The organism is Streptomyces sp. NPDC027189, from assembly GCF_055566975.1.
Window position 1 is genome coordinate 23,434 of the sequence record NZ_JBVHRI010000025.1, and the last position, 22,897, is coordinate 46,330.

Annotated in this window: 20 protein-coding genes and 3 pseudogenes; 14 read left to right on the plus strand and 9 right to left on the minus strand. The window is 67.8% G+C overall.

Going from position 1 to position 22,897, the window contains the following annotated elements; genetic code table 11:
- Positions 1 to 48: 48 nt before the first annotated feature.
- Positions 49 to 1,536: a long-chain-fatty-acid--CoA ligase gene (locus tag ACZ4RZ_RS39340; protein WP_467752059.1), complete on the minus strand. Its 1,488-nt coding sequence runs from the start codon at positions 1,534 to 1,536 to the stop codon at positions 49 to 51.
- 149 nt (positions 1,537 to 1,685) lie between these two features.
- On the opposite strand from ACZ4RZ_RS39340, the gene ACZ4RZ_RS39345 reads away from it, so the two are divergent.
- A complete protein-coding gene (locus ACZ4RZ_RS39345; RefSeq protein WP_467752061.1) occupies positions 1,686 to 2,852 on the plus strand; it encodes a PucR family transcriptional regulator in 1,167 nt (388 codons plus the stop codon).
- Positions 2,853 to 2,987: 135 nt separating this feature from the next.
- On the opposite strand, the pseudogene ACZ4RZ_RS39350 reads toward ACZ4RZ_RS39345, so the two are convergent.
- Positions 2,988 to 3,203: pseudogene (locus ACZ4RZ_RS39350) on the minus strand (hypothetical protein); the annotation flags it as partial.
- Here ACZ4RZ_RS39350 and ACZ4RZ_RS39355 point away from each other — a divergent pair.
- Positions 3,204 to 4,127, plus strand: a pseudogene (locus tag ACZ4RZ_RS39355) (helix-hairpin-helix domain-containing protein); the annotation flags it as partial. It abuts the pseudogene before it with no gap.
- Between the two features lie 44 nt (positions 4,128 to 4,171).
- Here the strand turns inward: ACZ4RZ_RS39355 and ACZ4RZ_RS39360 are convergent.
- Both ACZ4RZ_RS39360 and ACZ4RZ_RS39365 read right to left on the minus strand, forming a co-directional pair.
- Positions 4,172 to 7,984 (minus strand): WD40 repeat domain-containing serine/threonine protein kinase, encoded by a 3,813-nt coding sequence (locus tag ACZ4RZ_RS39360; RefSeq protein WP_467752063.1) that lies wholly within the window; start codon positions 7,982 to 7,984, stop codon positions 4,172 to 4,174.
- Position 7,985: 1 nt separating this feature from the next.
- Positions 7,986 to 8,579, minus strand: coding sequence for an FHA domain-containing protein (locus tag ACZ4RZ_RS39365; RefSeq protein ID WP_467752065.1), 594 nt, complete (start codon positions 8,577 to 8,579; stop codon positions 7,986 to 7,988).
- Positions 8,580 to 8,938: 359 nt separating this feature from the next.
- Between ACZ4RZ_RS39365 and ACZ4RZ_RS39370 the strand changes: the two genes are divergently transcribed.
- Positions 8,939 to 9,142 (plus strand): hypothetical protein, encoded by a 204-nt coding sequence (locus tag ACZ4RZ_RS39370; protein ID WP_467752067.1) that lies wholly within the window; start codon positions 8,939 to 8,941, stop codon positions 9,140 to 9,142.
- 425 nt (positions 9,143 to 9,567) lie between these two features.
- Here ACZ4RZ_RS39370 and ACZ4RZ_RS39375 read toward each other — a convergent pair whose 3' ends face one another.
- Together ACZ4RZ_RS39375 and ACZ4RZ_RS39380 are read right to left on the minus strand one after the other, a co-directional pair.
- Positions 9,568 to 9,894: a transposase gene (locus ACZ4RZ_RS39375; protein ID WP_467752069.1), complete on the minus strand. Its 327-nt coding sequence runs from the start codon at positions 9,892 to 9,894 to the stop codon at positions 9,568 to 9,570.
- Between the two features lie 87 nt (positions 9,895 to 9,981).
- Complete coding sequence (locus tag ACZ4RZ_RS39380) at positions 9,982 to 10,140, minus strand: hypothetical protein (protein ID WP_467752071.1); 159 nt, start codon at positions 10,138 to 10,140, stop codon at positions 9,982 to 9,984.
- 1,012 nt (positions 10,141 to 11,152) lie between these two features.
- On the opposite strand from ACZ4RZ_RS39380, the gene ACZ4RZ_RS39385 reads away from it, so the two are divergent.
- The 5 genes from ACZ4RZ_RS39385 to ACZ4RZ_RS39405 all read left to right on the plus strand — a co-directional run bounded on the left by ACZ4RZ_RS39385 (position 11,153) and on the right by ACZ4RZ_RS39405 (position 13,594).
- Complete coding sequence (locus ACZ4RZ_RS39385) at positions 11,153 to 11,332, plus strand: hypothetical protein (protein ID WP_467752072.1); 180 nt, start codon at positions 11,153 to 11,155, stop codon at positions 11,330 to 11,332.
- Positions 11,329 to 11,721: a hypothetical protein gene (locus tag ACZ4RZ_RS39390; RefSeq protein WP_467752073.1), complete on the plus strand. Its 393-nt coding sequence runs from the start codon at positions 11,329 to 11,331 to the stop codon at positions 11,719 to 11,721. The genes ACZ4RZ_RS39385 and ACZ4RZ_RS39390 overlap by 4 nt, the downstream gene beginning before the upstream one ends.
- On the plus strand, positions 11,718 to 12,260 hold the full coding sequence (locus ACZ4RZ_RS39395) for a carotenoid biosynthesis protein (protein WP_467752074.1): 543 nt from the start codon (positions 11,718 to 11,720) through the stop codon (positions 12,258 to 12,260). Before ACZ4RZ_RS39390 ends, ACZ4RZ_RS39395 begins: the two co-directional genes overlap by 4 nt.
- Positions 12,261 to 12,590, plus strand: coding sequence for a hypothetical protein (locus ACZ4RZ_RS39400; RefSeq protein WP_467752076.1), 330 nt, complete (start codon positions 12,261 to 12,263; stop codon positions 12,588 to 12,590).
- Between the two features lie 413 nt (positions 12,591 to 13,003).
- On the plus strand, positions 13,004 to 13,594 hold the full coding sequence (locus ACZ4RZ_RS39405) for an HNH endonuclease signature motif containing protein (RefSeq protein WP_467752212.1): 591 nt from the start codon (positions 13,004 to 13,006) through the stop codon (positions 13,592 to 13,594).
- Between the two features lie 307 nt (positions 13,595 to 13,901).
- Here the strand turns inward: ACZ4RZ_RS39405 and ACZ4RZ_RS39410 are convergent, their stop codons facing one another.
- Positions 13,902 to 14,282: a Tn3 family transposase gene (locus ACZ4RZ_RS39410; protein ID WP_467752214.1), complete on the minus strand. Its 381-nt coding sequence runs from the start codon at positions 14,280 to 14,282 to the stop codon at positions 13,902 to 13,904.
- 214 nt (positions 14,283 to 14,496) lie between these two features.
- Between ACZ4RZ_RS39410 and ACZ4RZ_RS39415 the strand changes: the two genes are divergently transcribed.
- The 4 genes from ACZ4RZ_RS39415 (at position 14,497) to ACZ4RZ_RS39430 (ending at position 17,421) form a co-directional block, all read left to right on the plus strand.
- A complete protein-coding gene (locus ACZ4RZ_RS39415; protein ID WP_467752216.1) occupies positions 14,497 to 14,829 on the plus strand; it encodes a hypothetical protein in 333 nt (110 codons plus the stop codon).
- A complete protein-coding gene (locus ACZ4RZ_RS39420) occupies positions 14,829 to 16,028 on the plus strand; it encodes an NAD(P)/FAD-dependent oxidoreductase (RefSeq protein ID WP_467752217.1) in 1,200 nt (399 codons plus the stop codon). The genes ACZ4RZ_RS39415 and ACZ4RZ_RS39420 overlap by 1 nt, the downstream gene beginning before the upstream one ends.
- A gap of 254 nt (positions 16,029 to 16,282) precedes the next feature.
- Positions 16,283 to 17,179: an RNA polymerase sigma-70 factor gene (locus tag ACZ4RZ_RS39425; RefSeq protein WP_467752078.1), complete on the plus strand. Its 897-nt coding sequence runs from the start codon at positions 16,283 to 16,285 to the stop codon at positions 17,177 to 17,179.
- Positions 17,176 to 17,421 (plus strand): transposase family protein, encoded by a 246-nt coding sequence (locus ACZ4RZ_RS39430; protein ID WP_467752219.1) that lies wholly within the window; start codon positions 17,176 to 17,178, stop codon positions 17,419 to 17,421. The genes ACZ4RZ_RS39425 and ACZ4RZ_RS39430 overlap by 4 nt, the downstream gene beginning before the upstream one ends.
- 172 nt (positions 17,422 to 17,593) lie before the next feature.
- Here ACZ4RZ_RS39430 and mobF read toward each other — a convergent pair.
- Positions 17,594 to 18,337: pseudogene (gene mobF, locus ACZ4RZ_RS39435) on the minus strand (MobF family relaxase).
- A gap of 896 nt (positions 18,338 to 19,233) precedes the next feature.
- Positions 19,234 to 20,505 carry a phosphatase PAP2 family protein gene (locus tag ACZ4RZ_RS39440; RefSeq protein WP_467752080.1) on the minus strand — a complete coding sequence of 424 codons (1,272 nt, stop codon included), beginning with the start codon at positions 20,503 to 20,505 and terminating at the stop codon, positions 19,234 to 19,236.
- Between the two features lie 473 nt (positions 20,506 to 20,978).
- Between ACZ4RZ_RS39440 and ACZ4RZ_RS39445 the strand changes: the two genes are divergently transcribed.
- Together ACZ4RZ_RS39445 and ACZ4RZ_RS39450 are read left to right on the plus strand one after the other, a co-directional pair.
- Positions 20,979 to 21,146, plus strand: coding sequence for a hypothetical protein (locus ACZ4RZ_RS39445; protein WP_467752082.1), 168 nt, complete (start codon positions 20,979 to 20,981; stop codon positions 21,144 to 21,146).
- 154 nt (positions 21,147 to 21,300) lie between these two features.
- Positions 21,301 to 22,740, plus strand: coding sequence for an NF041680 family putative transposase (locus ACZ4RZ_RS39450; RefSeq protein WP_467752220.1), 1,440 nt, complete (start codon positions 21,301 to 21,303; stop codon positions 22,738 to 22,740).
- The last annotated feature ends 157 nt before the right edge of the window (positions 22,741 to 22,897 follow it).

Sequence of the window (22,897 nt, forward strand, 5' to 3'; positions counted from 1 at the left end):
CGCGTCGGCGTTGCCACTCGTCACCCGGCTGACTCAGCCACATCCACCTCACCCCGCCGGCGCGCTGATCTCCCTTTTGAGAATCTTGCCGCTGGGGCCGGTCGGCAGCGCGTCCACGAGCCACACCTCGCGCGGGTACTTGTACGCCGCCACCCGCTCCTTGACGAACTGCCGGAGCTCGTCGGGCGTGGCCTGCGCCTTCGGGCGAAGCACCACCGCGGCAGCGATCTCCTCGCCCAGATGTGCGTCGGCCACGCCCACCACCGCGGCCAGCGCAACGGCCGGGTGCTCGTGGAGCACCTCCTCGATCTCACGCGGGTAGACGTTGTAGCCGCCGCGGATGATCATGTCCTTCTTGCGGTCGACGATGTACAGGTAGCCGTCCTCGTCCTGGCGCGCGAGGTCGCCGCTGCGCAGCCAGCCGTCCGGGATGGCGGCCGCCGTCTCCTCCGGGCGGTTCCAGTACCCCTTCATCACGTTCGGCCCGCGGACGGCCAGTTCGCCGATCTCGCCCTGGGCCACGTCCTGGCCCTTGTCGTCGAGGAGCCGCACCTCCACGTCCTTGATCGGGGTGCCGATGGACCCGGCCTTGCGCGGCCGGTCGGGGTGGTTGAAGGTGACCACCGGACTGGTCTCGGACATGCCGAAGCCCTCCAGCACCACGCAGCCGAAGCGACGCTCGAAGCCGTGCAGGATCTCCACCGGCAGCGAGGCACCGCCGGAGACGCACATCCGCAGCGTCGACACGTCCGCCTCCGAGGGGTGCTGGAGCAGCGCCGCGTACATGGTCGGTACGCCCTCGAAGATCGTCGCCCGGTCGCGGGCGATGGCGTCCAGCACGGTCTGCGGGTCGAAGCGGGGGATCAGGGTGAGCGAGGCGCCGGCGCGGGCGGTTACGCTCATCGTGCAGATCTGGCCGAAGATGTGGAACAGCGGCAGACAGCCCACGACCACGTCCTCCGCCGTCATCCGCTGCACATGGACCGCGTTGACCTCGGTGTTGTGCCGCAGCCCGGCGTGGGTCAGCGTGGCGCCCTTGGGGCGGCCGGTGGTGCCGGAGGTGTACAGCAGCACAGCCGCGTCCTCGCCGTCCGGCTCGCTCACCTCCGGCAGCGGCTCGTGACCGTCCAGCAGTCCCGCGAAGGCGGCGGGCTCGACGGCCATGTGCCGCACTCCGGCAGCGGTCGCGCCCTGCGCGCCCTCGCCCGGCGCCTGGTGCCACTCGAAGAGCATCACCGCGCCGGAGTCGCGCAGGTGGTACTCGGTCTCCCGGGTCTTCAGCAGCGGGTTCATCGGCACGACGACCGCTCCGGCGCGCAGCACGCCGTAGTACAGGACGACGAACTCGGGAACGTTGGGCAGCATCAGAGCGACCCGCTCTCCCGGTCGTATGCCCTCGGCCCGCAGCAGCGCGGCGGTTCGGGCGCTGCGCTCGTCGAGCTCCGCGTAGCTGGTGACCTGGCCCCCCAGGCGCAGTGCGGGGCGTTCCGGCTGCCGTCGTGCCGTCTCCACCAGGAACTGAGCCAGATTGGCCATGACCGCCTCCACGAACGTCACCGTCGAAATCCGTTGTTCACGTTGACGACATCGTGCAGATTTCCGTGCCGACGGCCTATGTGCGGTATGACAGCGCGTGCCCTCCCAGATTGTTCCTGATGACAAAACATGGGCATTAAGCTGCTGGAATGGACATCTCGGGGGTGGTCTCGGCGCTTCATACGAGGCTGCCGGAACTGGGCGAGCGGATGGCGCAGCGCATCCGCTCGGACGTCGATGCCTACAAGGACGAGGCGCTGATCCCCTTCGACTCGCTGCGCCGCTCGTGCACCGCCAACGCGGACCTGCTCCTGAAGCAGCTCGGCCGCGCGGGCGCGCAGGACCCGAGCCCGGCCCGGGAGACCGGGCGCCTCCGCGCCGAGCAGGGCGTGCCGCTGGCGGACACCCTGCACGCGTACCGGATCGGCTTCGAGCTCCTGTGGACGGAGGTCCTCGCCGAGGCACGCACCCATCCCGAGGTCTCCGACGCCCAATTGGTGTCCCAGTCGGCGGAGATCTGGGCGCTGTTCGGCCGCTATGCGGAGGCGGTGGCGGCCGCCTACCGGGAGACGACCGCCGAGCTGACCTCGCGGCGTCAGGCGCGCCGCTCGGCACTGGTGGAGGCGCTGTTCACCGGCGTCATTGCCGACCGCACGCTGTGGGAGGCCGCCCGCGAGCTGGGTTTGCCCGACCGCGGGCCCTACGTGGTCGCCGCGGCGGCCGCCGACGCTCCCGGCGAGGAGCCGCTGGCGGGGACGGAAGCGGCGCTGCGTCAGGCCCAGGTCCACTTCGCCTGGCGGCTGCTGCCCGACCAGCAGATCGGTCTGGCCGCCCTGCCCACCGCGACCGCGGAGGACACCTGCCTGCGCATCCTGCGCCGCGCGGGCGCCCGCGTAGGTATCAGCCCGTGCTTTCACTCGCTGCGGGACACCCCCCAGGCTCTGCACTTCGCCCGTCTGGCACTGGCCGGCCTCCCCGGCACCGGCCCCGGCGTCGCGCGGTTCGACGACGACCCGCTGGCGATGGTCGTTGCCGCCGCCCCGGCCGAGGCGGCGCACCTGGTGGAGGTGGTCCTCCAGCCCCTGCTCGATCTCCCGGCCGCCGAGCGTGCCCGTCTCCTTCAGACCCTGGAGCACTGGTACGCCGCCGCCGGCTCCGTCACGGACGCGGCGCGGAGTCTCTTCGTCCACCCCAACACCGTCCGCTACCGGCTGCGCCGCGTCGAGGAGCTGGCGGGCCGCTCCCTGTCCGATCCGCGAGCGGCGGCGGACATCGGCGCGGCGCTCCTTGCGGTCCGCCGGGCGGCGCGTCATTGAGTGACGTCATTCAGTAACTCGACTGCGTACTTCTACTGGCACCCTCGCCCCAGTCGCCCCGTAGGGTTCGGCGGGCCGGGCGAGTGGCCCGCCGATTACCGAGGTGGTCGCAGGTCAGGACGACGAAGAGTGCCGTGCGAGCCGCACGCCCCAGTGCTCTCCCTCGGCCTTCTCTACGGTGTGCTTCACCTTGGATCGGTTGATGTCGACGGGCAGGACCGGTACGCCGCGGCGGCGGGCGTCGGAGACGAGAACGCGCTTGGGCCACATGCCGGGGTCGTGTTCGAGGCGGCCGACCAGAAAGAATGCCGGGTAGTGCGCCTTGAGCCAGGCGCTCTGCAGGGCCGGTACGCCCTCCAGTCCGCCTTCCTGAAAGCGCATCACCCCGCCGCCCCGTACGCCGGGCTGCTGGAGCACGATCCGGGCATGTGGCCGCGCCGGGTCATCGTCGCTGACGCCCGCCGCCACGGCGTTGCGGTGCTGAACGTCGACTCCCGTGCGCAGCACAGTGTCGAACAGACACCGCGGGGCTGGGGCGTGCGGCTGGCCCTGTCCACGGTCAAGGGCATCAGTGAAAATGAGGTCGCCCGCCTGGCGGCGGGTCAGTCCTATGCGTCGCTGCAAGATCTGTGGGGCGCGGCCCTCCCTTCCCATCGCGCAGCGGCTGATCCGGATCGGTGCCTTCGACGCCCTCGCCGCGGATCTGACCCGGCGGGACCTGCTGCTGCAGGCCACCGAGCTGCACCGGGAGTTCCGCGCCCGCGCCGCCACCGACGGGCAGCTCCCGCTCGGCGGCGAGCTCGTCACCGCCGACCCCAGCGGGCTGCCGGAGATGACCGTCCGCGACAAGCTTGGTGCCGAGCTGGACGCCCTGTCCATCGACGTCACCCACCACCTGATGGAGCACCATCACCGGCTGCTGCGGGAACTCGACGCCACCGACGCCGCCCACCTGCCTGCGCGCCCTGTATCCCGGGCAGAAGGTGCTGGTGGCCGGTGTGCGGGGGTCCACACAGACCCCGCCGTTCCCGTCCGGCAAGCGAGTCGTCCTCGTCACCCCCAAGGACGGCTCCGGCCTCGTCGACATCGCGTTCTTCGAAGACAGCCGACGCCTGTGCCACACCGTGTTCCACTCCGGGCTACTCCTGCTGCGCGGCAACGCGAAGGCCGGGACCGCGCCGCACCGTCGTCGGCGAAATGGCGTAGGACCTGGAAGAAGTCGCCGCCGCCCGACGCGACCACGGCCGCCAGGCCGCCCTGCACCTGCGACGGCGGCCGTCCTGCGGCTGGCAAACTTCGAGGAAGCCGGACTGACCGCGTCAGCGCGATGTGTCCCGGTCACCTCGATGGCGCAAGGTAGCCAACCGATGTCGCACTCCGTCGGCTCGTAACCAGCCGTAACCGGCGTCCTGGAGTAGCCTGAGCAATCCTCCGAAGTCGCCGTCTGTCCAGCCTGATGTATGCCGTGCCAAGAAGGCATTCAGGTAGGGAGCGGCGTCTTCGTCCCAGTCGGCTGGTTCGCGGGCGCGCAGGTCCCAGTCGAGTTCCCACAGCTGGAGGGTGCCGTCGCTGCTTCCGGACAGGGCGAATCGTCCGTCAGGCGTCCATGCGGCGTCACGGATCTGCTCGCGATGTCCGGCTTGCAGGGCACGCAGGGAGCGTCCGCTGTCGACGTCCCAGATGCGGACGGTGCCGTCTCGCCCAGCAGACATCGCGAAGCGGCCGTCCGCGCTGAATCTGACGACAGAAGAGGTGCCGGGCTGGTCGTCGAACGTCCGAATTAGCTCGCCGCTGGCTATGTCCCACAGCCGGATGGAGCGGTCCGTGGGCTTCACCCGATCGACGCAGCCATGGGCGGAGAGCAGTGACCGGCCGTCCGAGCTCACGCACACTGAGCTCACCGAGCCGTCGTGGCCGCCGATGATGCGGCTGGCCCGCGTCCATTCGGTCTCGGGGTATGCGCGCAGAACGCGCAGGCAGCGTCCGGTGTCGAGTTCCCACAACCGAATTTCCCCGTCGTTACCGCCGGACACAGCGAGGTGTCCGTCCGGTCCGATCCACACCGACTTAATCTCGCCCAGGTGTCCGTTCATCGTGCGCAGGCAGCACGATGTGTCCACATCCCATAACCGAACCGTGCCCCTCCCATGGCCAACCAGGGCCAGCCGTCCGTCGGGGCTGAAGCGGGCCGGGGCGGTTTGGTAGCCGCCGCCGAGCCCCTCGTACGCTTCCGGCGCCAGAAGGTGACCCAGGCGTTCACCTGTCTCGGCCGACAGCACTTCGACCGTTCCGTCCATGCTTGAGACCAGGATCCGATGACCGTCGGCGCTCAGCGCGATCGAGTGCGCCATAACCGATGAACGGGTCTTGATGACACGCTGGCACTCGCCCGCAGACAGGTCCCACACACGGACTGCCCGGTCGCCGCAGCTGGTCACCGCCGTCTGCCCGTCAGCGGACAGGTCGACTGCGCCGACGTAGCAGTGCTCGTTGAACAGTTTGGATGGCCATCCCCCACGGAAGCCGACGCGGATCGCCGACCGGCCGAAGGCCCGCCATGCGGCGACGGCGCGAGGCGCCCGCTCGTGGCCGGGAACAGACCGCATCTGTTTCAGCAGACCGAGCGCGACGGTAAATTGTCCATCGGCCTGGGCCAGGGATGCTTCGCGGATTGTGACGTCCACGGAGTCCGCCAACCGGTCCAACACCGTATGCCGGCGCGGCCGGCTCGGCTGGAGCCCGGCTTCGTAGCCGCTGGGCATGGTCCATCGTCGCAGGGTGTTGTCCTCGCTTGCGGAAACACCGTGTCGGCCGTCTGACGCGCAGTAAACGGCGACCACCTCGCCGCTGTGGTCGCGGAACGTTCGCAGGCACCGGCCGCTGGCCACATCCCAGAACCGCACACTCCCGATAGGACTGCCGGAGATCGCGAATCGGGCGTTGGCGCTCACGGCGACCATGTGGTCGCGATCTGCTCCGTCCACTTCGCTGACACGTTCCGCAAGTACGCGGGCTCGTTTGCGAGCCTTCCAAAGCTCCAAGGTCCGGTCGTCCGGCCCAGATGATCCCTGGTCGTTCAGGTTCCGACGGATTCCGGTCGCGACGTCCCAGAGTGTCTCACCGGCCAGGATCCAGCGACCGTCGCTGCTCACTTCGGTGAGCAACTCGTGGCGCTCGTTGAGCGTTGAGCGCCTACGCCCCGTATGCACATCCCAGATCTGGGCGCCCCCGGCCGTATCCACCACGAGCAGCCGGGTGTCCTCAGTGATGCGTGCTGTCCAGAAGCTCCGCTGGAAGTCGTCGATCGTCAGGGTCTGCAGGCACCGGTTGTTGGCGAGATCCCAGAGCCGAAGGGTGAACGTGCGATCCGCGATGACCGCGAACCGTCCGTCGACGCTGATGTCGAGGGAGGTCAGCTGCCCCAATCCGGGGCCCTTGGTTTCCCACCGCACTGCGCCGGTACGGAGGTCCCATAGCCGCACCTCACCTTCATACTCCGCGGTGAGCGCCAGCCGCTCGTCAGGCGTGAGATGGACCCGGAGCCTTCCGTGCCCTGACCTTCCAGGGCGTGAACACCAGGGAATCTGCCGCGTTTCGACGCACTCGGCGCTCACGAGGCGGCCAGATCGCAAGTCGTCCAGGGCGGCCGAGACGTCCGACTCCTCGGGCACCTCACGGTGAACGCCTTCAAGGATGCTTTCCGCCGTGTCGAGGTCGCCGCGCTCCATGTGCACCTGTGCGAGCAGGAAACGCGCCTCCCAGAGGTTGCCGGTGTCGGCGCGCACGGCATCGAGGTGGGCGACAAGTTCCTCGTCGGTGATCTCGCCGCTCCGCCATCGTGTCAGGCCGAAGTTGAAGGTGGCCCGCAGATGCTGGGGATCGGCTGCCAGCGCAGCTCGAAACGCCTCCTTGCCGTCTTTGGGGCGACCGAGGTCAAGGAGTGACAGTGCTCTGTTGTTCAGCTCGTCGGCGCGGAGATCGGACGGCTTCGGCGGCGTGCGTGGGTAGTCGCGACCCGTGACCTGACGGTAGATATCGGTTAGCTGGGCGGCTACATGAAGCATTGATTCCGGACGGTCCGCGGGATCCTTCTTCAGACACCGCGAGAGCAAGTCGCCGAGGTCCGGTGGCATGAGGGAAAACCACGGCTCGTCTGGACCTCCGGCCCGCAGCGCCGCCAGCGCCCGGCCTGCTCCTCCACCAGTTCTCCAGGTGCGTTTGCCGGTGAACATCTCCAGGACCGACACCGCGAAGCTGTAGACGTCGGTGCGTCGGTTCAGCCTCTCGCCCACTGCCTGCTCCGGCGACGCGTACGCCGGTGTCAAGCCGGCTCGGCTCACCAGAATGCTCATGGCGCTCGGTCCGTCGCTGCCTGAACTCCCGGTTGTCGGCGAGGCGGGCCTCTCACCCGTCGGGAGCCACGACATGTCGGACACCGTTTGCCTCGCCTGGTGTTCGAACGGGTCCTCAGGGTGCCCGTCCGGGCAGGCCAACGACGGGACGAACTCTGCCTGGAGTTGCGACTTGAGCGGCATGGGGCCCGTTTTGTTCGGTCCTGCGGGTCCGAGTACCGGCGGGGAAGCTGGTGAAACGGCCGCCCGGGCACGGGCCAGCCCGAAGTCGGTGACTTTGACTACGAGGTCGCCGCCGGCAGGATCGAGGAGAACATTGGCCGGTTTCACGTCCTGGTGTACAAGGCCCCGGCAGTGCGCGTAGTCCAGCCCCCAAGCGAACTGGATCGCCACGTCCAAGACGCGTAGTGCCGCCTCGGCAGGCAAGCCGTGATAGAGGTGGCGGTCTGCGATCCAGCGGTGCAGGCTGCCGCCGGGGACATACTCGGCGAACACCATCGGCGTGCCGTCGAGCTGCCGGACATAGTGGCAGCAGCAGACGTTGGGATGCAGGCCAAGCGATACCCAGGTCTCTGCTTCGTCGACGAACTGCTGTCGCTGCCCGGAGTCGAGCTGGGCGTCCGGACGGGGGAGCTTCAGTGCCAAGTCAATTCCCCACTGCAGGTGCCTGACTTGGTAGACCAGCCCCATCCCCCCTTTCCCCGCAAGCCGCACCACCTCGTACCGGCCGGCGACGATATCGCCCGGTTGCCACAGCGGACTGTCCGTGGCCGCGGGCATCTCAGTCCTCCTCGTCCAGGAGACACAGGTCGTCGGGTATCAGAGTGGCGTTCTTCAAGAGCGCCAGGATGAGGTTGTCGTTGAGTGTGTTTCCCACGGGTTCGCCGATACCGTCCTCACGGAGGAGCCCTGAGACTGGGTTCTTGCCGCCCGACAAGCGCTTACGGACCGCAGCGACTGTGTGCTCGGCGATCCTGGGCGTCCACGGCCGGAATGGGGCTACCCGGTTCAGGTCGTCGGACACCTGCTTCCACGACACCGGCTGCGGGCTTCGCTCATTGCGCAGATAGCGCTGGGCCAGCACAGTGATGACCAGCCGCTCGGCATGACTCAAGTCGTAGACATCGGAGGCGACGGTAGACAGTTGTGAATTGCCGTCCTGCTCGATGCCGAGGTACCCGACGATGTGGACCTCGAGAAGATGTGACCTGTACTTCGGCGTCTCGATCGTCAGCGGTGTGTAGCCCGGCACCAACTGCAATTCGTGCCCGCGCAGAACCATGTCCGCCCCTGGCAAGTGGATCGGCCTCCTACCCTCGTTGCGCAGCCACCACTGGTAGCCGTCACAGATGAAGACCCCATGCAGCCTGCTCACGAAGGGGTCCTCGGCTCCAACGGCAACATGGACATCGTGAGCTGCGCGCCCGAAGTGAAGCGTGAACTTACGCAGAGGCACCGCGAACCCGCCTTGCGCGGACTTCACAAAGATCGTTCCCGGCGGCGCCGCCGCCGGCACTCCACGGGCCAGGCTGGGCATCGAGTCTGGCAGTGCCTGCGGAATGAATCCCCTTGTCTCCAAGTCCGTCCCCGTTGCTGTAGTCGGATCGTCCTTGCTCCCACCGTACGATTTCGCCTTTGGGACCGGTCCCGCCGGAGACCGCTGTGCCTTGCTCGAAGCCAGGGTTCGACGTTACTTCGGTACCGGTCCCGGCCGACCGCCTTTCCAATGACCCCATGAAGAAGCGGAACAAGCTGTACACGGCAGTCGGCATCGTGGTCGGCATCGGGTTCAACGCGCTCGCGGTCAGTGATCTTTCAGCGATCGATACAGGGAACGCGACGCACGAACTCCTGAGTTCTCTCATGTGCTGGACCGCGAGCGGCATCCTGGCGTACTTGGACTCTCGAGATCACGACCGTAGCGACCCTGACAAGTGACCGAGCTACCAGCGGCGGCTTCGTGCCAGGCGAGGCTGCGGGTTGAGGTGCGCCAGGTCAAGGGCGGGCCTCTTCAGAGCAGCGCGACGCTTGTTCACTCAACGGTTGTCCGGTCGCAACCTGCACTGGTAAACGAGCGTGTCCGGGCCCTCGACCGACTGGGAGTTCTTCGACATGGACGTCCCAACTTCGGTCGGGGGTCCACCGGTTACGCCGTGATCCGGCCACGGTTACCGATCCGTCCGGCTGGTATAGCGACCCGCCGGGGCGCGGTGCAGCCAGCCTCGCTCTGCGAGCCGCTTCAGCTTCGCGCGCACCGCCTCGACCTGCCCAGTGGCCCGAGCGGAAGATTTGAAGCACCCGGCACAGCCGCTGGACGCCGAACTCGCCGGCATGTGCGGAGATGAAGTCCCAGCGGCGAGACCTCACTTCATCTCCTTGGCAAAATACTGGGCCGCCCGACGCAGGATCTCTCGCTCCAGCTGCCACTCCTTCTCCGCCTTCAGCAGCCGGGCGTTCTCCGCCCGCAACCGGGCCACCTCGGCCTCCTGGTACCCGGCCTGTCCCGAACCACCCGCTGCGGCCTGGCTGCCACCGCTACTGCCCTCGGCCGCTCGCACCCACAGCCTCAGTGTCTCCCGGGTGATGCCCAGGTCAGCGGCGACATCCTTCATCGTCCGCTGTCCCACCGAGGCCCTCCACAACGCCACCGCGTCCGCCCGGAACTCCGGGGTGTATATCCGCCCTGCCATGTGAACCATCTTCCCGGACCATCAAGATCCGCCATCAGAGTGTCCACACCACAGGGGTCACCTCATCACCCTTACACCCGCGATACTTCAGTAGCTCAAGCAACGGCATTGGCCGTTGTCGACCAGGTAGCGGACCGCGTCGACCATCTGCCGGTGGCAGTAGCCCTCCGGCTGCCCGCCCCTTCCCTCCAGCCATCCCGGCACGGGCAACAACGCACGCACCTCGGCCCACTCCGCGTGAGTCATGTCCGACGGATACCCGCGATCGCGCTCCGCTCGGTCGGACGCATTCCCGTACGCGTGAGCCAGACAGTCACACGTCCGGTGGGCCGCGTTGGACTCTGCCGGCGCGAGGGCGTACAACTGCGGCAACAGGGCCTCCTGGTGCTCGTGGCTTCGACAACCTCCGAGCTACCGAGAGGCCCTGCCTCTATGCACGAGACCCCCAGCGATCACCCGATCGAGACATCCGTTCGATCAGCAAGTCCCTTGATCGGTACGACAACGGCTTCTCACACTGACGCGACGTCGGCAAGCCTTTCCGAGTGACATGAGACCGGGCGCAGGCCGACAGCCATAGACGGAAGGCGAGTTGAGCTGCGGTGTCGGAGCATCCGTGAGCAGGCTCGCGTGCCGGGCGAGCCGTCGGCCTTCATCCAGCTCGTTCAGCTCCGCCAGCGACGGCGGTGGCCTCAAGCAGGCCGCCCTGCGGCCTGTCGGCGGTGGCCTCTGATGACCGTCTGAGCACTCATGCCCAACTGCCGCCCGAGGAAAGGGACGGCGTTCCGTTGTGTCCGGTGTGTGCTACGTCTCATCCGCGGGCTGTTACGGCAGAGGGGTGGCTGGTGTCTTGATGCCGAGTCCACGACATGGGGAGAGATGATGAGCGGGAACGCCGAGCGCGGTGGTTGCTGGCGGCGGGTACGGGGGCGTGACGGCGGGCCGGCAGCCTGGCTCGGCGCGATGGTGTGCCGGTGACCGTGGTCGATCCGCGTCCCGAGTTCGTCGAGCGGATCCGTCTGCACCAGCTTCTGACCGGTTCCGATGACACGGTCGAGGGCTTCGGAGACCGCTGGCAAACATCGGGGCGACGGCTCCGGCGAGGATGAATTGGCTGAGATGACGGCGTCTGAGAATCAGACCGATTCTCGGCAGGCTCTGGTGAAGCGCATCGAGAGCCGGGATGCCGATATCGGTACGTACCTTCAACGCGCCCGGCGCCGGCGCGACCGGTTTTCACTGGTGAGCATAGTTGCCGGTGCTGTGGATGACCTGGCTGGGCGTCAAGTACCGCGACTCGGCGGCTGCCCGGCCGATGGACGCGTCTGCGGAGGAGCTGCTGTTCACCGAGGTCGTACCGGACGCCGACCCCGGTCCGGGCACGGACCCGGTCCTGGGTGCGGGCGTCGGCACGCCGGTCGGGCCGGTGGTGTCATGAGCAGCGAGGCGGTCTTTGTCGCGGGATACGTCCTGGCACTGCTCGTGGTGGTGGGGCTGCTGGAGCTCTACGGCCGCCAGTCCACCTGCGCCTTGGCGTCCCGAGTGTTCACCGGGTACCGCCGTGCCGTCCCCGACGCACCCGAACCCGCGGACCCCACCGACTGGCCGTACTCCGAGGTGGGGCGCTTCCACCACGCCCTGGCACTGTGCGCCGCGGCGGTTGCGGTGGTCCTGGCAGCCGCCGAGACCGTCCGCCACCACCGTCCGGCCGAGGTCGCCGTACTGCTCGGCGCCATGCTTCCGCACGTCCTGCTCGGCACTTGGCTGCTTCGGCGGCTGCGGGGGGCGGCGGCAGCTGAACTCACCATCACAGGAGAATCAAAATGAACGCATGGAACCGCGTCCTCTGGCTGCTGGCAGCCGCCGCCGCAGTAGTGGGCCTCACCCTACCGCTGGCCGGGACAGCCGTCACGCTGCCGATTCTGCTGCTGTCGGTCCCGTTCGCGCTGATCGACGGGGTGCGGAGGTACGGGTGGCGGACGCTGCTGTTCTTTCTGATCGAGACCCTGGTGGTGAGCAACTTCTTTGAGGACCTCAGCATTTCCACCGGGTTCCCGTTCGGCCACTACCACTACACGGTCCATCCGCAGCTGATTCATGTGCCCATCTATATCGGACCGATCTACTTCGGTCTGGGCTACATCTGCTGGCAGGTGGCCAACACCTTGCTCGACGAGGCGGACAGCCGTCTGGGCGGCTCGTCCGGGTCGGTCGCCGGCCGGGTCGAGGTGGTGGCGCTGCCGATACTGGCTGCGGCACTGATGACCATGTTCGACCTCGGCAACGACTCGATCGCCTCCACCCTGAAGCGGATCTGGGTCTGGGAACGTGGGGGCGGGGTGTTCGGGGTGCCGTACACCAACTAATTGGGCTGGTGGTTTGTCACCTATGTCTTCTTCCAGATCTTCGCGCTGTATTTGGTGAAGCGTCAGCCGGCGTCGGCGTCGGTGTCGGTGCGGACCGAGGGGCGGGGGGTGTTGGCGCAGAACGTGCTCTTCTACGGGGCACTGGGGCTGAGCTCGGTTCCCTACTTCATCGGCGCCTCCGGTGACATGGTCAAGGACGGGGCCTCGGTCAGCTGGAGCGGGCATGCGATCAACGAGACCATGATGACGATCAACCTGTTCGGCATGGTGGTCGCTGCGTTTCTTGCCGCGGTCAAGCTGGCTCGCAACGACCTGGCCCTGCGACGCTGATTCCCACTGACGCAGAACGGCCGCCGGTCGGCTTTCCGGCGGCCGTTCGCGGTGTTTTCCAGCGAATGCGGTGAGTCCCTTTTCCGCCGCGACGGTGCTCGGTTGTGGCAGAGCCGGTCGGCGGCTGCGGCTGCGGCTTGTAGCAACCATGTGCCGGTGAACGGCCCGTGGCCCCCGGGCAGGTGGTGTCCTGCTCCGGGGGCCACGGTTTTCCGTCGCATTGGGCGACCACGCCCCACTGCTCGGGCGTCACCGACGCAAGCGGGGGGAGGTGGCGACGTGGCACTCCAGGGCGGCGATTCTGCCGTCCATACCTGCCGGATGTGGACCTCACGGGCGTCGAAGGCATGGCCCGTGGCCGGACAGTGCTCACACCGGGGCAGCTGATCCGCTGGGTGCGTCGCGCCCTGGGAATGACGCTTGAGGCTGGTCACCGCTGCGCCATTCCGACATGCCGAGCGATCGGACCACTCCAGATCGAGCACATCAACGACTGGGTCAAGACCCAGAAGCACGAGTTCGAAAACATGATTGTGCTGTGCGCCAACTGTCATGGGCGTAAGGGTGACAGAAGAGGTCAGATCGGTCGGAAGTCCCTACGTCAGCACAAAGCGAACCTTGCTGTCCTGCTGAGCCGGTACAGCGATCTTGAACGGAGAGTCCTGGAAGTCTTCGCGATTCAGCGGCAGTCGCTGCCGGACCAAAATCCCCGAGGCGGAGCGGTGCAGGTGCCCGGCACTCTACGGCTGATGATGACGTACCTCATCAAGGATGGGTACGTGGAGATAGCTCCTGCGGGCACGACGTACGTCGGTACGGTCGACGGCGAGAACATCTTCCGTTTCCTGTCGAGGTCAGGACCCGGGTCCCCGCGTGAACTGATGCCGGGGGTTGGAGTGTTACCGGCTGACCGACGCGGGGGTCGGGTTCTTGGACGCCTGCTTGGGTGCACAGCCGATTGCCCCCTGACGGCGCTTGACGGACTCCACGGAAACGAAATGTGACACCAAACTGCACCCTCCGCCCCGCTCCCACTCGACCGCCGACATCATTGCTGCGACGCCGATGCGGCCGACCAGCCATCCCGTGACAGCGGCCCCGGCGACGCCAGTGATGGCCACGGCCGTGTAACTGGCGGCGAGCAGGTGGAGCGTGTCAAGCCTCGTCGTGGTAGGAGGACTGCGGACGGGGCAGTTGAAGTCGACTCCCCCGGCACCGTTACCCAGACAGACCGTGAGGCAGTAGGTGCCAGTGATGGGGGAGGAGTCCAGCCAGCCGGAGCGTTCTCATACTCCCCGAAGGCCGTACTGTTCAGCGGGCTTGACGGGCCCCCGATGCTGGTCGGCTAGCGGTGCTGGCCAGCGTACGGGGATGGGGCACCGTGGACAGGGCGAAGTCGAGCCGCTTGTCCATCTCCAGCCGGAACGTGCCGCACGGGTTGATGTTCGACCAGAAATGCGCGGTCAGCCCGCGCCGGTCCTCATCCGAGAGCTTCTTGGCCCAGGCCGGTTCAGCAAGAACGCGCTGAAGCAGCAGGGTGTTGATGTGGACCAGGCTGGACTGGAGAAGGTGGAGCGCGAGCATCGAGGTCTCGGCGTGCTCCTTGTTCGGGTCGCCCCGGACTTGTTCCGCACCCGCTTCATGTCGTCTTCGAACAGCGTCCAGACCTCGATCAGGTGCTCCGGCTCCCAGTCCTGCCGCACCCGCACCCCTCCGCCCCGCCCGAGATCACTCCTTCAGTTCAACGAAACGCCCAGCAAGGGGAAACGACGACCACGGCAGTCACACAGCGCTACATGTCCGTTCGCCGTAGCGATACGAGAACAGGGCACTCGGTGGAACGCAGTCTGTTCCTCTTTGAGTGGCCTGACACGACCCCGCAGGAGAGACTGCCGGGCAGGTGACCGTGGCCGATGCCGGTCACGGCCACAACGCCGCCTTCCGGCTCAGGTTGAAGGAACGGGGCCGGCACCACGTCGTGCCCCTCGGCTCCATGAATGTCGCCCGCGCGGCCACCGCTGAGCCGTGTCAGGCCGAATACAGCGAGCTGGGCCCCACTCGCCCGCTACCGCGAGACTCCCCGCCCCTGCCCGACCTCGTCAGGGCCGCGTTACCCCATTCGCGGAGGGAGGGGCGGCGTTTCGCGGCGTTTGATGTGTGCTACGTCTCATCCGCGGGTTGTTACGCCGGACGGGCAGCTGGTGTCTCCATGCCGAGTCCACAACACGAGGAGACATGATGAACGGGAACGTCGAGGTAGTCGTCGTCGGCGGAGGGTACGGGGGCGTGACGGCGGCCAACAGCCTGGCTCGGCGCGATGGCGTGTCGGTGACCCTGGTCAATCCGCGTCCCGAGTTCGTCTCGCGGATCCGCCTGCACCAGCTCGTGACCGGCTCCGACGACGCGGTCGAGGGCTTCGGTGAGGTTCTGGGCGGGAATGTCCGGCTGGTGGTCGACACCGCGACCCGGATCGACGCTGCCGGGCGCCGGGTGTCGCTGGCGGGCGGTGGCACGCTCTCCTACGACTACCTCGTCTACGCGGTGGGCAGCGGCGCCGCCGATCCCGGCGTGCCCGGAGCGGCGGAGTTCGCTCATTGGGTGTCGGACTTCGAGGGGGCGGAACGACTGCGGTCGGCGCTGGATACGACGTCCGCGTCGGCTTCGGTGACCGTGGTCGGGTCCGGCCCGACCGGCCTGGAGACCGCCGCCGAGCTGGCGGAGGCGGGCCGCAAGGTCACCCTGGTCTGCGGCCGTGTGCTCGGCCCCTCCCTGCACGCCCGAGTCCGCCGCCCGGTCGCCCGCCGGCTCGCCAAGCTGGGTGTGACCGTCCTCGAAGGCCCCCGCGCGCGGGTGACGGGAGTGACGCAGGACGCCGTACAGCTCGACGACGGCCGCTCGCTGCCCAGCGCGGTGACCATCTGGACCGCGGGATTCCGCGTCCCGGACCTGGCCGCCCGCAGCGGGCTGCGCACCGACGCCGACGGCCGGCTGCTCACCGACACGACGCTGACCAGCGTGGACGACGAGCGCATCGTCGCCGCCGGGGACGCGGGAGTGATGCCGGACCACCCCTTCCGGATGAGCTGCCAGGCCGCCACGCAGCTGGGCCCGGCAGCCGCCGACACGATCCTGCGCCGGATCGCGGGGAAAACACCCGCTCCCGTCCGGATGTTCTTCGCCGGGCAGTGCCTCAGCCTCGGCCGAAACGAAGGCGTCACCCAGTTCTCCTACCCGAACGACAAGGTGAACGCGCTCCGCATCAGCGGGCGGACCGGTGCTGGCGTCAAGGAGATCGCCTGCCGGTTCACCCTCAATAAGTTGGTGTCCGGGGCACGCAAGGCCAGTTCCCGCGGATCCCACGGCGACAGCACCGACCGCCTGGAAGCGCCTCAGCCGGAACACCCCACGACGCCGCCCGGCACCCGACGCGCGGCCTAGCCGCCAAGTCCCCTTCTTGGGCCGGACCGACCGGTCCGGCCCGAGAAGGACCGAGCCGCAGTGACAAGCACCCAACGCCGCGGTCTCGTATGCCATGGCCGGGCGCCGGGGCGCTATCCCAACAGCCCCCCACCCCACGTGGCCTGATCAGTGGGGAGACTGCTGCCGACAACCCCGTCATCGGACCGGGTACATGTTCTTTGCGGCCTGCTTCCGGCACATGGGGCCAACCACGAGAGAGTGAAGCGCACGACATGAACGACCACGTCACCGACCCCGCGACCGAGGCCTTCGTCGCCCACCGCGACCTGCTGTTCACCGTCGCGTACGAGATGCTCGGATCGGCGGCGGACGCCGAGGACGTCCTCCAGGAGGCCTGGCTGCGGTGGGTCAAGGTCGACCTGGAGCAGGTGCAGGACCAGCGCGCCTACCTGGTACGGATCACGACCCGGCAAGCACTCAACCGGCTACGCACCCTCAAACGGCGCAAGGAGGCCTACATCGGCCCCTGGCTGCCCGAGCCCCTGCTCACCGCGCCGGACGTGGCCGAGGACGTCGAACTGTCCGAGAACCTGTCGCTGGCACTCATGTTCATCCTCGAAACCCTCTCACCGACCGAACGCGCCGTCTTCGTGCTGCGCGAAGTCTTCGACATCGGCTACGACGACATCGCGGCCGCAATCGACAAGAGCCCCGCCGCCACACGCCAGATCGCCTACCGCGCCCGCCAACACGTCGACGCCCGCCGGCCGCGCACATCGGTTTCCCCGGAAGAAACCCGGGCAGCGTTGAATTCGTTCCAGTCCGCGCTCGTGACCGGGGACCTGCACGGGCTGCTCGACGTACTCGCCCCGGATGTTGTTTTCGTCAGCGACGGCGGCGGCCTCAAGCTGGCGGCCTTGCGGCCGGTCGTCGGCGCCGACAAGGTGCTCCGTTACATGGCCGGCAGTGTCGAAAAGGCCGGCGGCACCTTCACCAGTGAGCCCACGACGGTCAACGGCAACCCCGGACTCATCCTGCGCGTGGACGGCGTGATCGACGGCGTGCTGGCCTTCCGCGTGGAGAACGCCCGCGTCACGGGTCTCTACTACGTCCGCAACCCCGAAAAGCTCACCCGCGTTGAGTCCGAAACCCCCCTCACCTCCCGCTGACCGTCTCCCCGCGACACGGCCGACCGAGGTGCGCGGTAGCGCAGGCGTCGCGGAACAAGCCGCTGACCGCCGCCGAGAAGCAAGCGAACCGGCTGGTCAGCCGGGAACGCGCGGCGAACGAGCACGGCTTCGCCGACCTGAAGAACTGGCGCGTACTCACCAAGCTCCGCCTGAACGCGAAGCACGCCACCATCCTCCTGCGTGCCCTCCTCGTCCTGACGAACGCGGAGACGAGCCGCTGACTCGACGCGCCAGACGATCACCCCAGCACGATCAGTCGGACGACCAGCACGAGCACCCCACCCCCGGCTCACACCAGCCCCACTGACCAGCACATTTCAAGATGGCAACGTCTCATTGGTCTCACTTCCGTGTCCCTTGGGCCAGACAAGGCACACGGAAACTGAGAAAGGGTCATTCGTTCTGGACCCTACAGTTCCCCCAGGTCCCGTCCGGGCGGCGGCACTTGACGGACAGCAGAGCGTGCTCGTGCAGGAGCGGCTGGCCAGAGCGGGATACGTAGTGGCGGAACACGGCGACGATCAGGCCCTCCAGGACAGGGGCCTGGTGACGGCCGCCACTCCCCTACCGCACCCGCGCCACCGCCTCCTCCACCCAGGCCAGTGTCTTGCCCCGGGCGATGGTCTGGCCGTCCTCCAGCACGCTGCGCGTGGCGTCGTCGGCCAGAGCCCACAGCACCTGCGCGGACGGCGGCGGCCGCAGCACCAACTCCCCGACGAGCAGCGGAGAGGCGATGTCGCCGACCGGGCGTGCGAGGACGGTCGCCCGCCGTGCGGCCTCCGGGCTCTCCCCCGCCGCCATCAGCCGCGCCTCAATGGCGTCGGCGTCCGGGTGCCGGCCTTCCCCCAGCAGCAGTTCGGCCTCCCGCTCGGTCACGAGGTCGCCGGGCGTGAGGCCGAGCGCGGCCAGGCCCCGGCCGGTCCACCGACCGGGCGGGACACCGGCCTCCTCCTGCGCGGCGGGCAGCGACTTTCCCACCGGGCGGTGGCCGTCGCCGACCATGGCGCCACGGAAGTAATAGCGCCAGCCCGAACCGAGTTGAACCTTCGCAATACTCAGCACCCGCCCCATAAGACACCCAATGTGACCTGCGGAAAAACGGAGAGCGGGGCCGTCCCGCAGAGCGGGAGAGTTCATCAACCCCTCACGTCAATGTCCCGCCAGGCGGGCTCCGGCGCTTGACCAGAGCCAGGCCTCCCGGCGCACCACGGCACAGACCGCGACCCGCGCAACCCTCCCCGCCCCGGAGCCGTGCAAATGCTGCGCTGGGTCTGCCCCTCACCAACGGTGAGGGGCAGACCCAGCGGGACGTCCGCGATGTGCCTCCCGGCAGACCGGTTGTACGGGGCGCCGCCGGTGCGGTGAGTAGGCAGTGCGGGAGCGGCACCTTCAGGAAGCGGTCCGTGAGCGGGCCGTGCCCAAGACGATCGGCGCCTCTCCAAGAGGCCCGTCCTCGATCCAGAACTCCTGGATGCTGAGGATCGTTCGCAGAGCCTGGGCTCATGGCGGCCTGCTGCTCCTGCCACCGCTCGGCAGGCATCCGCCCTTCGGCAGCCGGATCTTGCTGCCAGGCCACCCGTACCGCCGTGCTCCGGCCGGGCACCCGCGCCGGCGTGACACCCCTGGTGTTCTCGTCCGCCACGACCTCGATGTTGAACGGTGGCAGGCCGGCCCGCATCAGAAGCTGTGAAACAACCGCTGATCAGGCTGTCAGTGGTGAGGTGGGCGGGTTCGTGCACCGATGAGAGCGATGTGGGCCGGGTTCGAACGGTTGTGGGCGGACAGCGGTGACGCCTGCATGAGTTTTCGGACGTGCCTGGTGCCCTTCGAAGAGTGGGGCGGACGCTCGAGGCAGGGCGGGCCGAAGTCCTCGCGTTTCGGCAAGGGTTGCCGCGCTTCGGCCCGCGGAGCGCCGCCCCGCCTCTGCAGCCTCTTCAGGGAACGGCAGACTGTGCCACCCGCGGCACGGTGAAGGTCTTCGCCCGCACACGTCACCCGGGAAGCGCTCAGCCCACAACCTGGTGCAACATGCCTCAAACTGGTTCGGGTTGCGGTTCCGGTTGCTGCGCTGGCGCGGCCTTTGGATCCCACAGCTTGGTGGTCCGCACGTAGCCGTGGACCACTGAGGTCATCGCCAGAATGAGAAGTGGTCCAAACACCGACGGATGTTCGGCCATCTCCATCGGCAGATAGCGATATGACACCAAGAGCGCAGCGAAGACCGTCGCGCCGTAGGTGACCAGCTGGATTCCTGGCCGGTCCCAGCCACGGTCGAGCGAGCGCATCGCTGCCTCGATCGTCAGCGCAAAGACCACGCCGGCAACGAGATCCGCGCCGTAGTGGTAGCCGAAGCCCAGCGTTGCGCCGAGCGTCGCAATCAGCCAGAACGTGCCTGCGAATTGCAGAATCCGTGGGCCCTTGCGGGAATGAATGAAGATCGTGGTAGCCCACGCTGTGTGCAGGCTGGGCATGCAGTTGCGTGGGGTGATCTCGTCGAACGGAATCTGGTGCGGGGTATTGATCGGCGGCGGCGTGTCCGGCCACAGGTTGGCCACCGCCCAGTGCCCGCCGTCGGCGCCGTAGGCGAAGATCGGTCCGACCACCGGGAAGATCATGTAGATGCCCGGCCCGAGCAGGCCGATGACCAGAAAGGTGCGCACCAGATGATGGCCCGGGAAGCGGCGCTCGACCGCCACGTTACGCAACTGGTACAGCGCGAAGATGGCCGCTGCCAGCGGGAGCTGACCATAGACGTAGCCGAGAACATGGGTGCCGATCGGGCCGGTGGCCGTGACAATCCGGCCTACCAGCCACGACGGGTTGCCCAGCGCGTGATCGGTGATTGCCACGTACTGGTCGAGCACCGCCGGGCGGGTCTTCGACGTGATGAGCAGCCAGGTATCGCCAGTCTTGTGGCCGGCCACGAGCAGCAGGCCCAGCCCGACGCCCTTCAGCAGCAGGACACGTTCCCGGCCGGTGCGGCGCGTGATAGCGATGACCGCATAACCCAAAATCACCCACAACGCGCCGTTGCCGAAGTTCATCCTGGCGTCGACCGCCCACCGCACCAGCCAGAAGGCGACGTCGATGCCGATCGCGGCACCAGCCGCGATGAACCGTTGCCGCCAGGTGAGCACCACCATCATCAACGCCATACCGGCGTACAACAGCGGCCCCGAATGGGGGGCGAATATCACCTCTCGCGCCTGGTTGGTGATCGGCCCCGGTAGGCCGTGGCGACGCGCGGCGATCTCCAGCGTGATGAGGAATCCGAGGGCCGCCATACCCGCCGTGGCCCACAGCATCGCCCGCGGTTGACGCCACGCAGCGAAGGCAATTCTGCTATTTATTCGCGAAAAGACCCGCAATATTATAGGTATCAATTGTTTGGCCGATTTGTTAGATGTTAGTTAAATAGGTCACTCTTCGTGCCGAATAGCATGGTTTTCCGTGAAGGGCGGGCGATCAGGGCACTCGTCGTGAATTCGATCATGCTAGCGGAGGGGGGCGGGTGGGTTTCGCTGGTCACGGGTGGTGCGAAGGTCAGTCGATCCTGCGCTCGATGGTCCGGCGTCTCGGGAATGCCCATGAAACTCTCGGCGCCCGGCGGGCATCGAGGGCGTCACGGGTTACCCGGTGGCTCTAAGGCGTGTGCACAAGGCCGTGAACTGGCGGCCTGGGCGGGGATGTTGGCATACAGCCAGCACGCCGAGTACAGCGACCAATTCCCCCTTGGCGACGAAGTCTGGACAACGGTCACGTCGACTGGGCCGTCGCCATGTTCGTCGTCGGCCACAACGTCCAGCTGTCCGGACCCGACGGGCAGCGGCTGTGTGTCATTGACCGGCCACTGCATCACGGCCAGTTCCTCGTGGTCCCCCTCGCCCCGGACGAGGGCCTCAAGCCCCGGCCCCGGCAGGCACACACGGGAGCCATCACCCCTTGATCAGCGGTTGTTTCACAGCTTCTTAGCTTGTTCCTTAACCTCGGGCCTGGTCATTTGGTCACTCTTTGGAGTGATCGCAGGGTATGAGGGCGGCCTTCCTCGTGATCCTGAACTCTGCGACGAGATACGGGAGTTCACAAGGCAGGCCGTGGGGATGAGTGTGCTGGCGCAGGGCGGCGAGCGGGACGCGTTCGCGGAGCTGTCACGCTTTCGGACGGCCTTCTACGGGTGTCTGTCCGCGCGGGCCGATGCGTTCTTCGAGCTGACCGATGCGCTGCTGTGCGCGGACGGCCCGACACGGACGCCGGTGGAGCTGTCGCTGATCGCCGAGCACCAGCGCGGCTACGGCTCGCTGTACGGTGCGTTGAACCATGGCCGCCTGGACGTGGGCCGGCTGCGGGATCTCCTGGTGTCGATGCCACTACCGCGTTTCGACGGGCGGATCGTGCTCACCGTGGACGTCTCCCCGTGGCTACGCTCGGACGCCGCATGCTCGCCGGAGCGGCTGTTCTGCCACGTCCATGGCCGCTCCAAAGCGGCCGCGCAGATCATCCCCGGTTGGCCGTACTCCTTTGTCGCCGCGCTGACGCCGGACCGTACCTCGTGGACCGCGGTGCTGGACACGGTCCGCCTCGGGCCCACCGACGACGCGGCGGCCGTCACCGCCAGCCAGCTCCGGCAGGTGGTTGAGAGGCTGATCGCGGCCGGTCAATGGCAAGGCGGCGACCGGAACATGCTGGTGGTGATGGACGCTGGCTACGACGTGATGCGCCTGGCCTGGCTGCTGCGGGACCTGCCCGTCGAGCTGGTGGGGCGCCTGCGTTCGGACCGTGCCCTGCGGCTGCCTGCCCCACCTCGCGTCTACCAGCCCAAGGGCGGCCGGCCGCCCAAGCACGGCCCGGAGTTCAGCCTTGCGAGGCCGCAGACCTGGGCGGAACCGTCGGTGGTAACGGTGAACGACACGCCCCGCTACGGCAAGGCCGAGGCCCGCGCATGGGACCGGCTCCACCCGGAACTACAGCAGCGCTCCGCCTGGATCGACCACGACGGCGAACTCCCCATCATCGAGGGCACGTTGATACGGCTCAAGGTCGATCACCTGCCCGGCGACCGCGACGCGCCACCAGTCTGGCTGTGGTCCTCGACTACCGGCGCCAACCCGGCCGACGTCGACTTCGTCTGGTCCTGCTACCTGCGAAGATTCGACCTGGAGCACACGTTTCGCCTGTTCAAACAGTCTCTGGGCTGGACCCGGCCGCGGCTACGTGAACCGGAGGCGGCGGACCGTTGGACCTGGCTCGTGATCACCGCGCACACCCAACTCCGCCTTGCCGCCCCGCTCGCCACCGACCAGCGCAAGCCGTGGGAGAAGGCCACCCGCCCCGGCGTCGCTCTCACCCCGACTCGCGTCCGGCGCGGGTTCCGACACCTCCGCCCTCACCTGGCCTGCCCGGCCCGCGTGCCCAAACCCAGCCGCCCCGGCCCCGGACGCCCGCCAGGCTCCAAGAACCGGCACCCCGCCACCCGTCACGACGTGGGCAAAACCGTCAAACGCCCGAGCACCCTCTACGAACGAGACCAAGCCAGACGTTAAGGATCAAGCTCAGCGACCAGATGAAGGCGATCGAGTCGAACCTCGCGATGGCTGCCCGGCCACCGCGCTGACAACTCTTCGCGGCCGGAACGCTCACCGCAGAATCAGGAGACCGGGGCCCGGTCCACGCGTCCGCAGCGCTCCCCACACGGGCCGG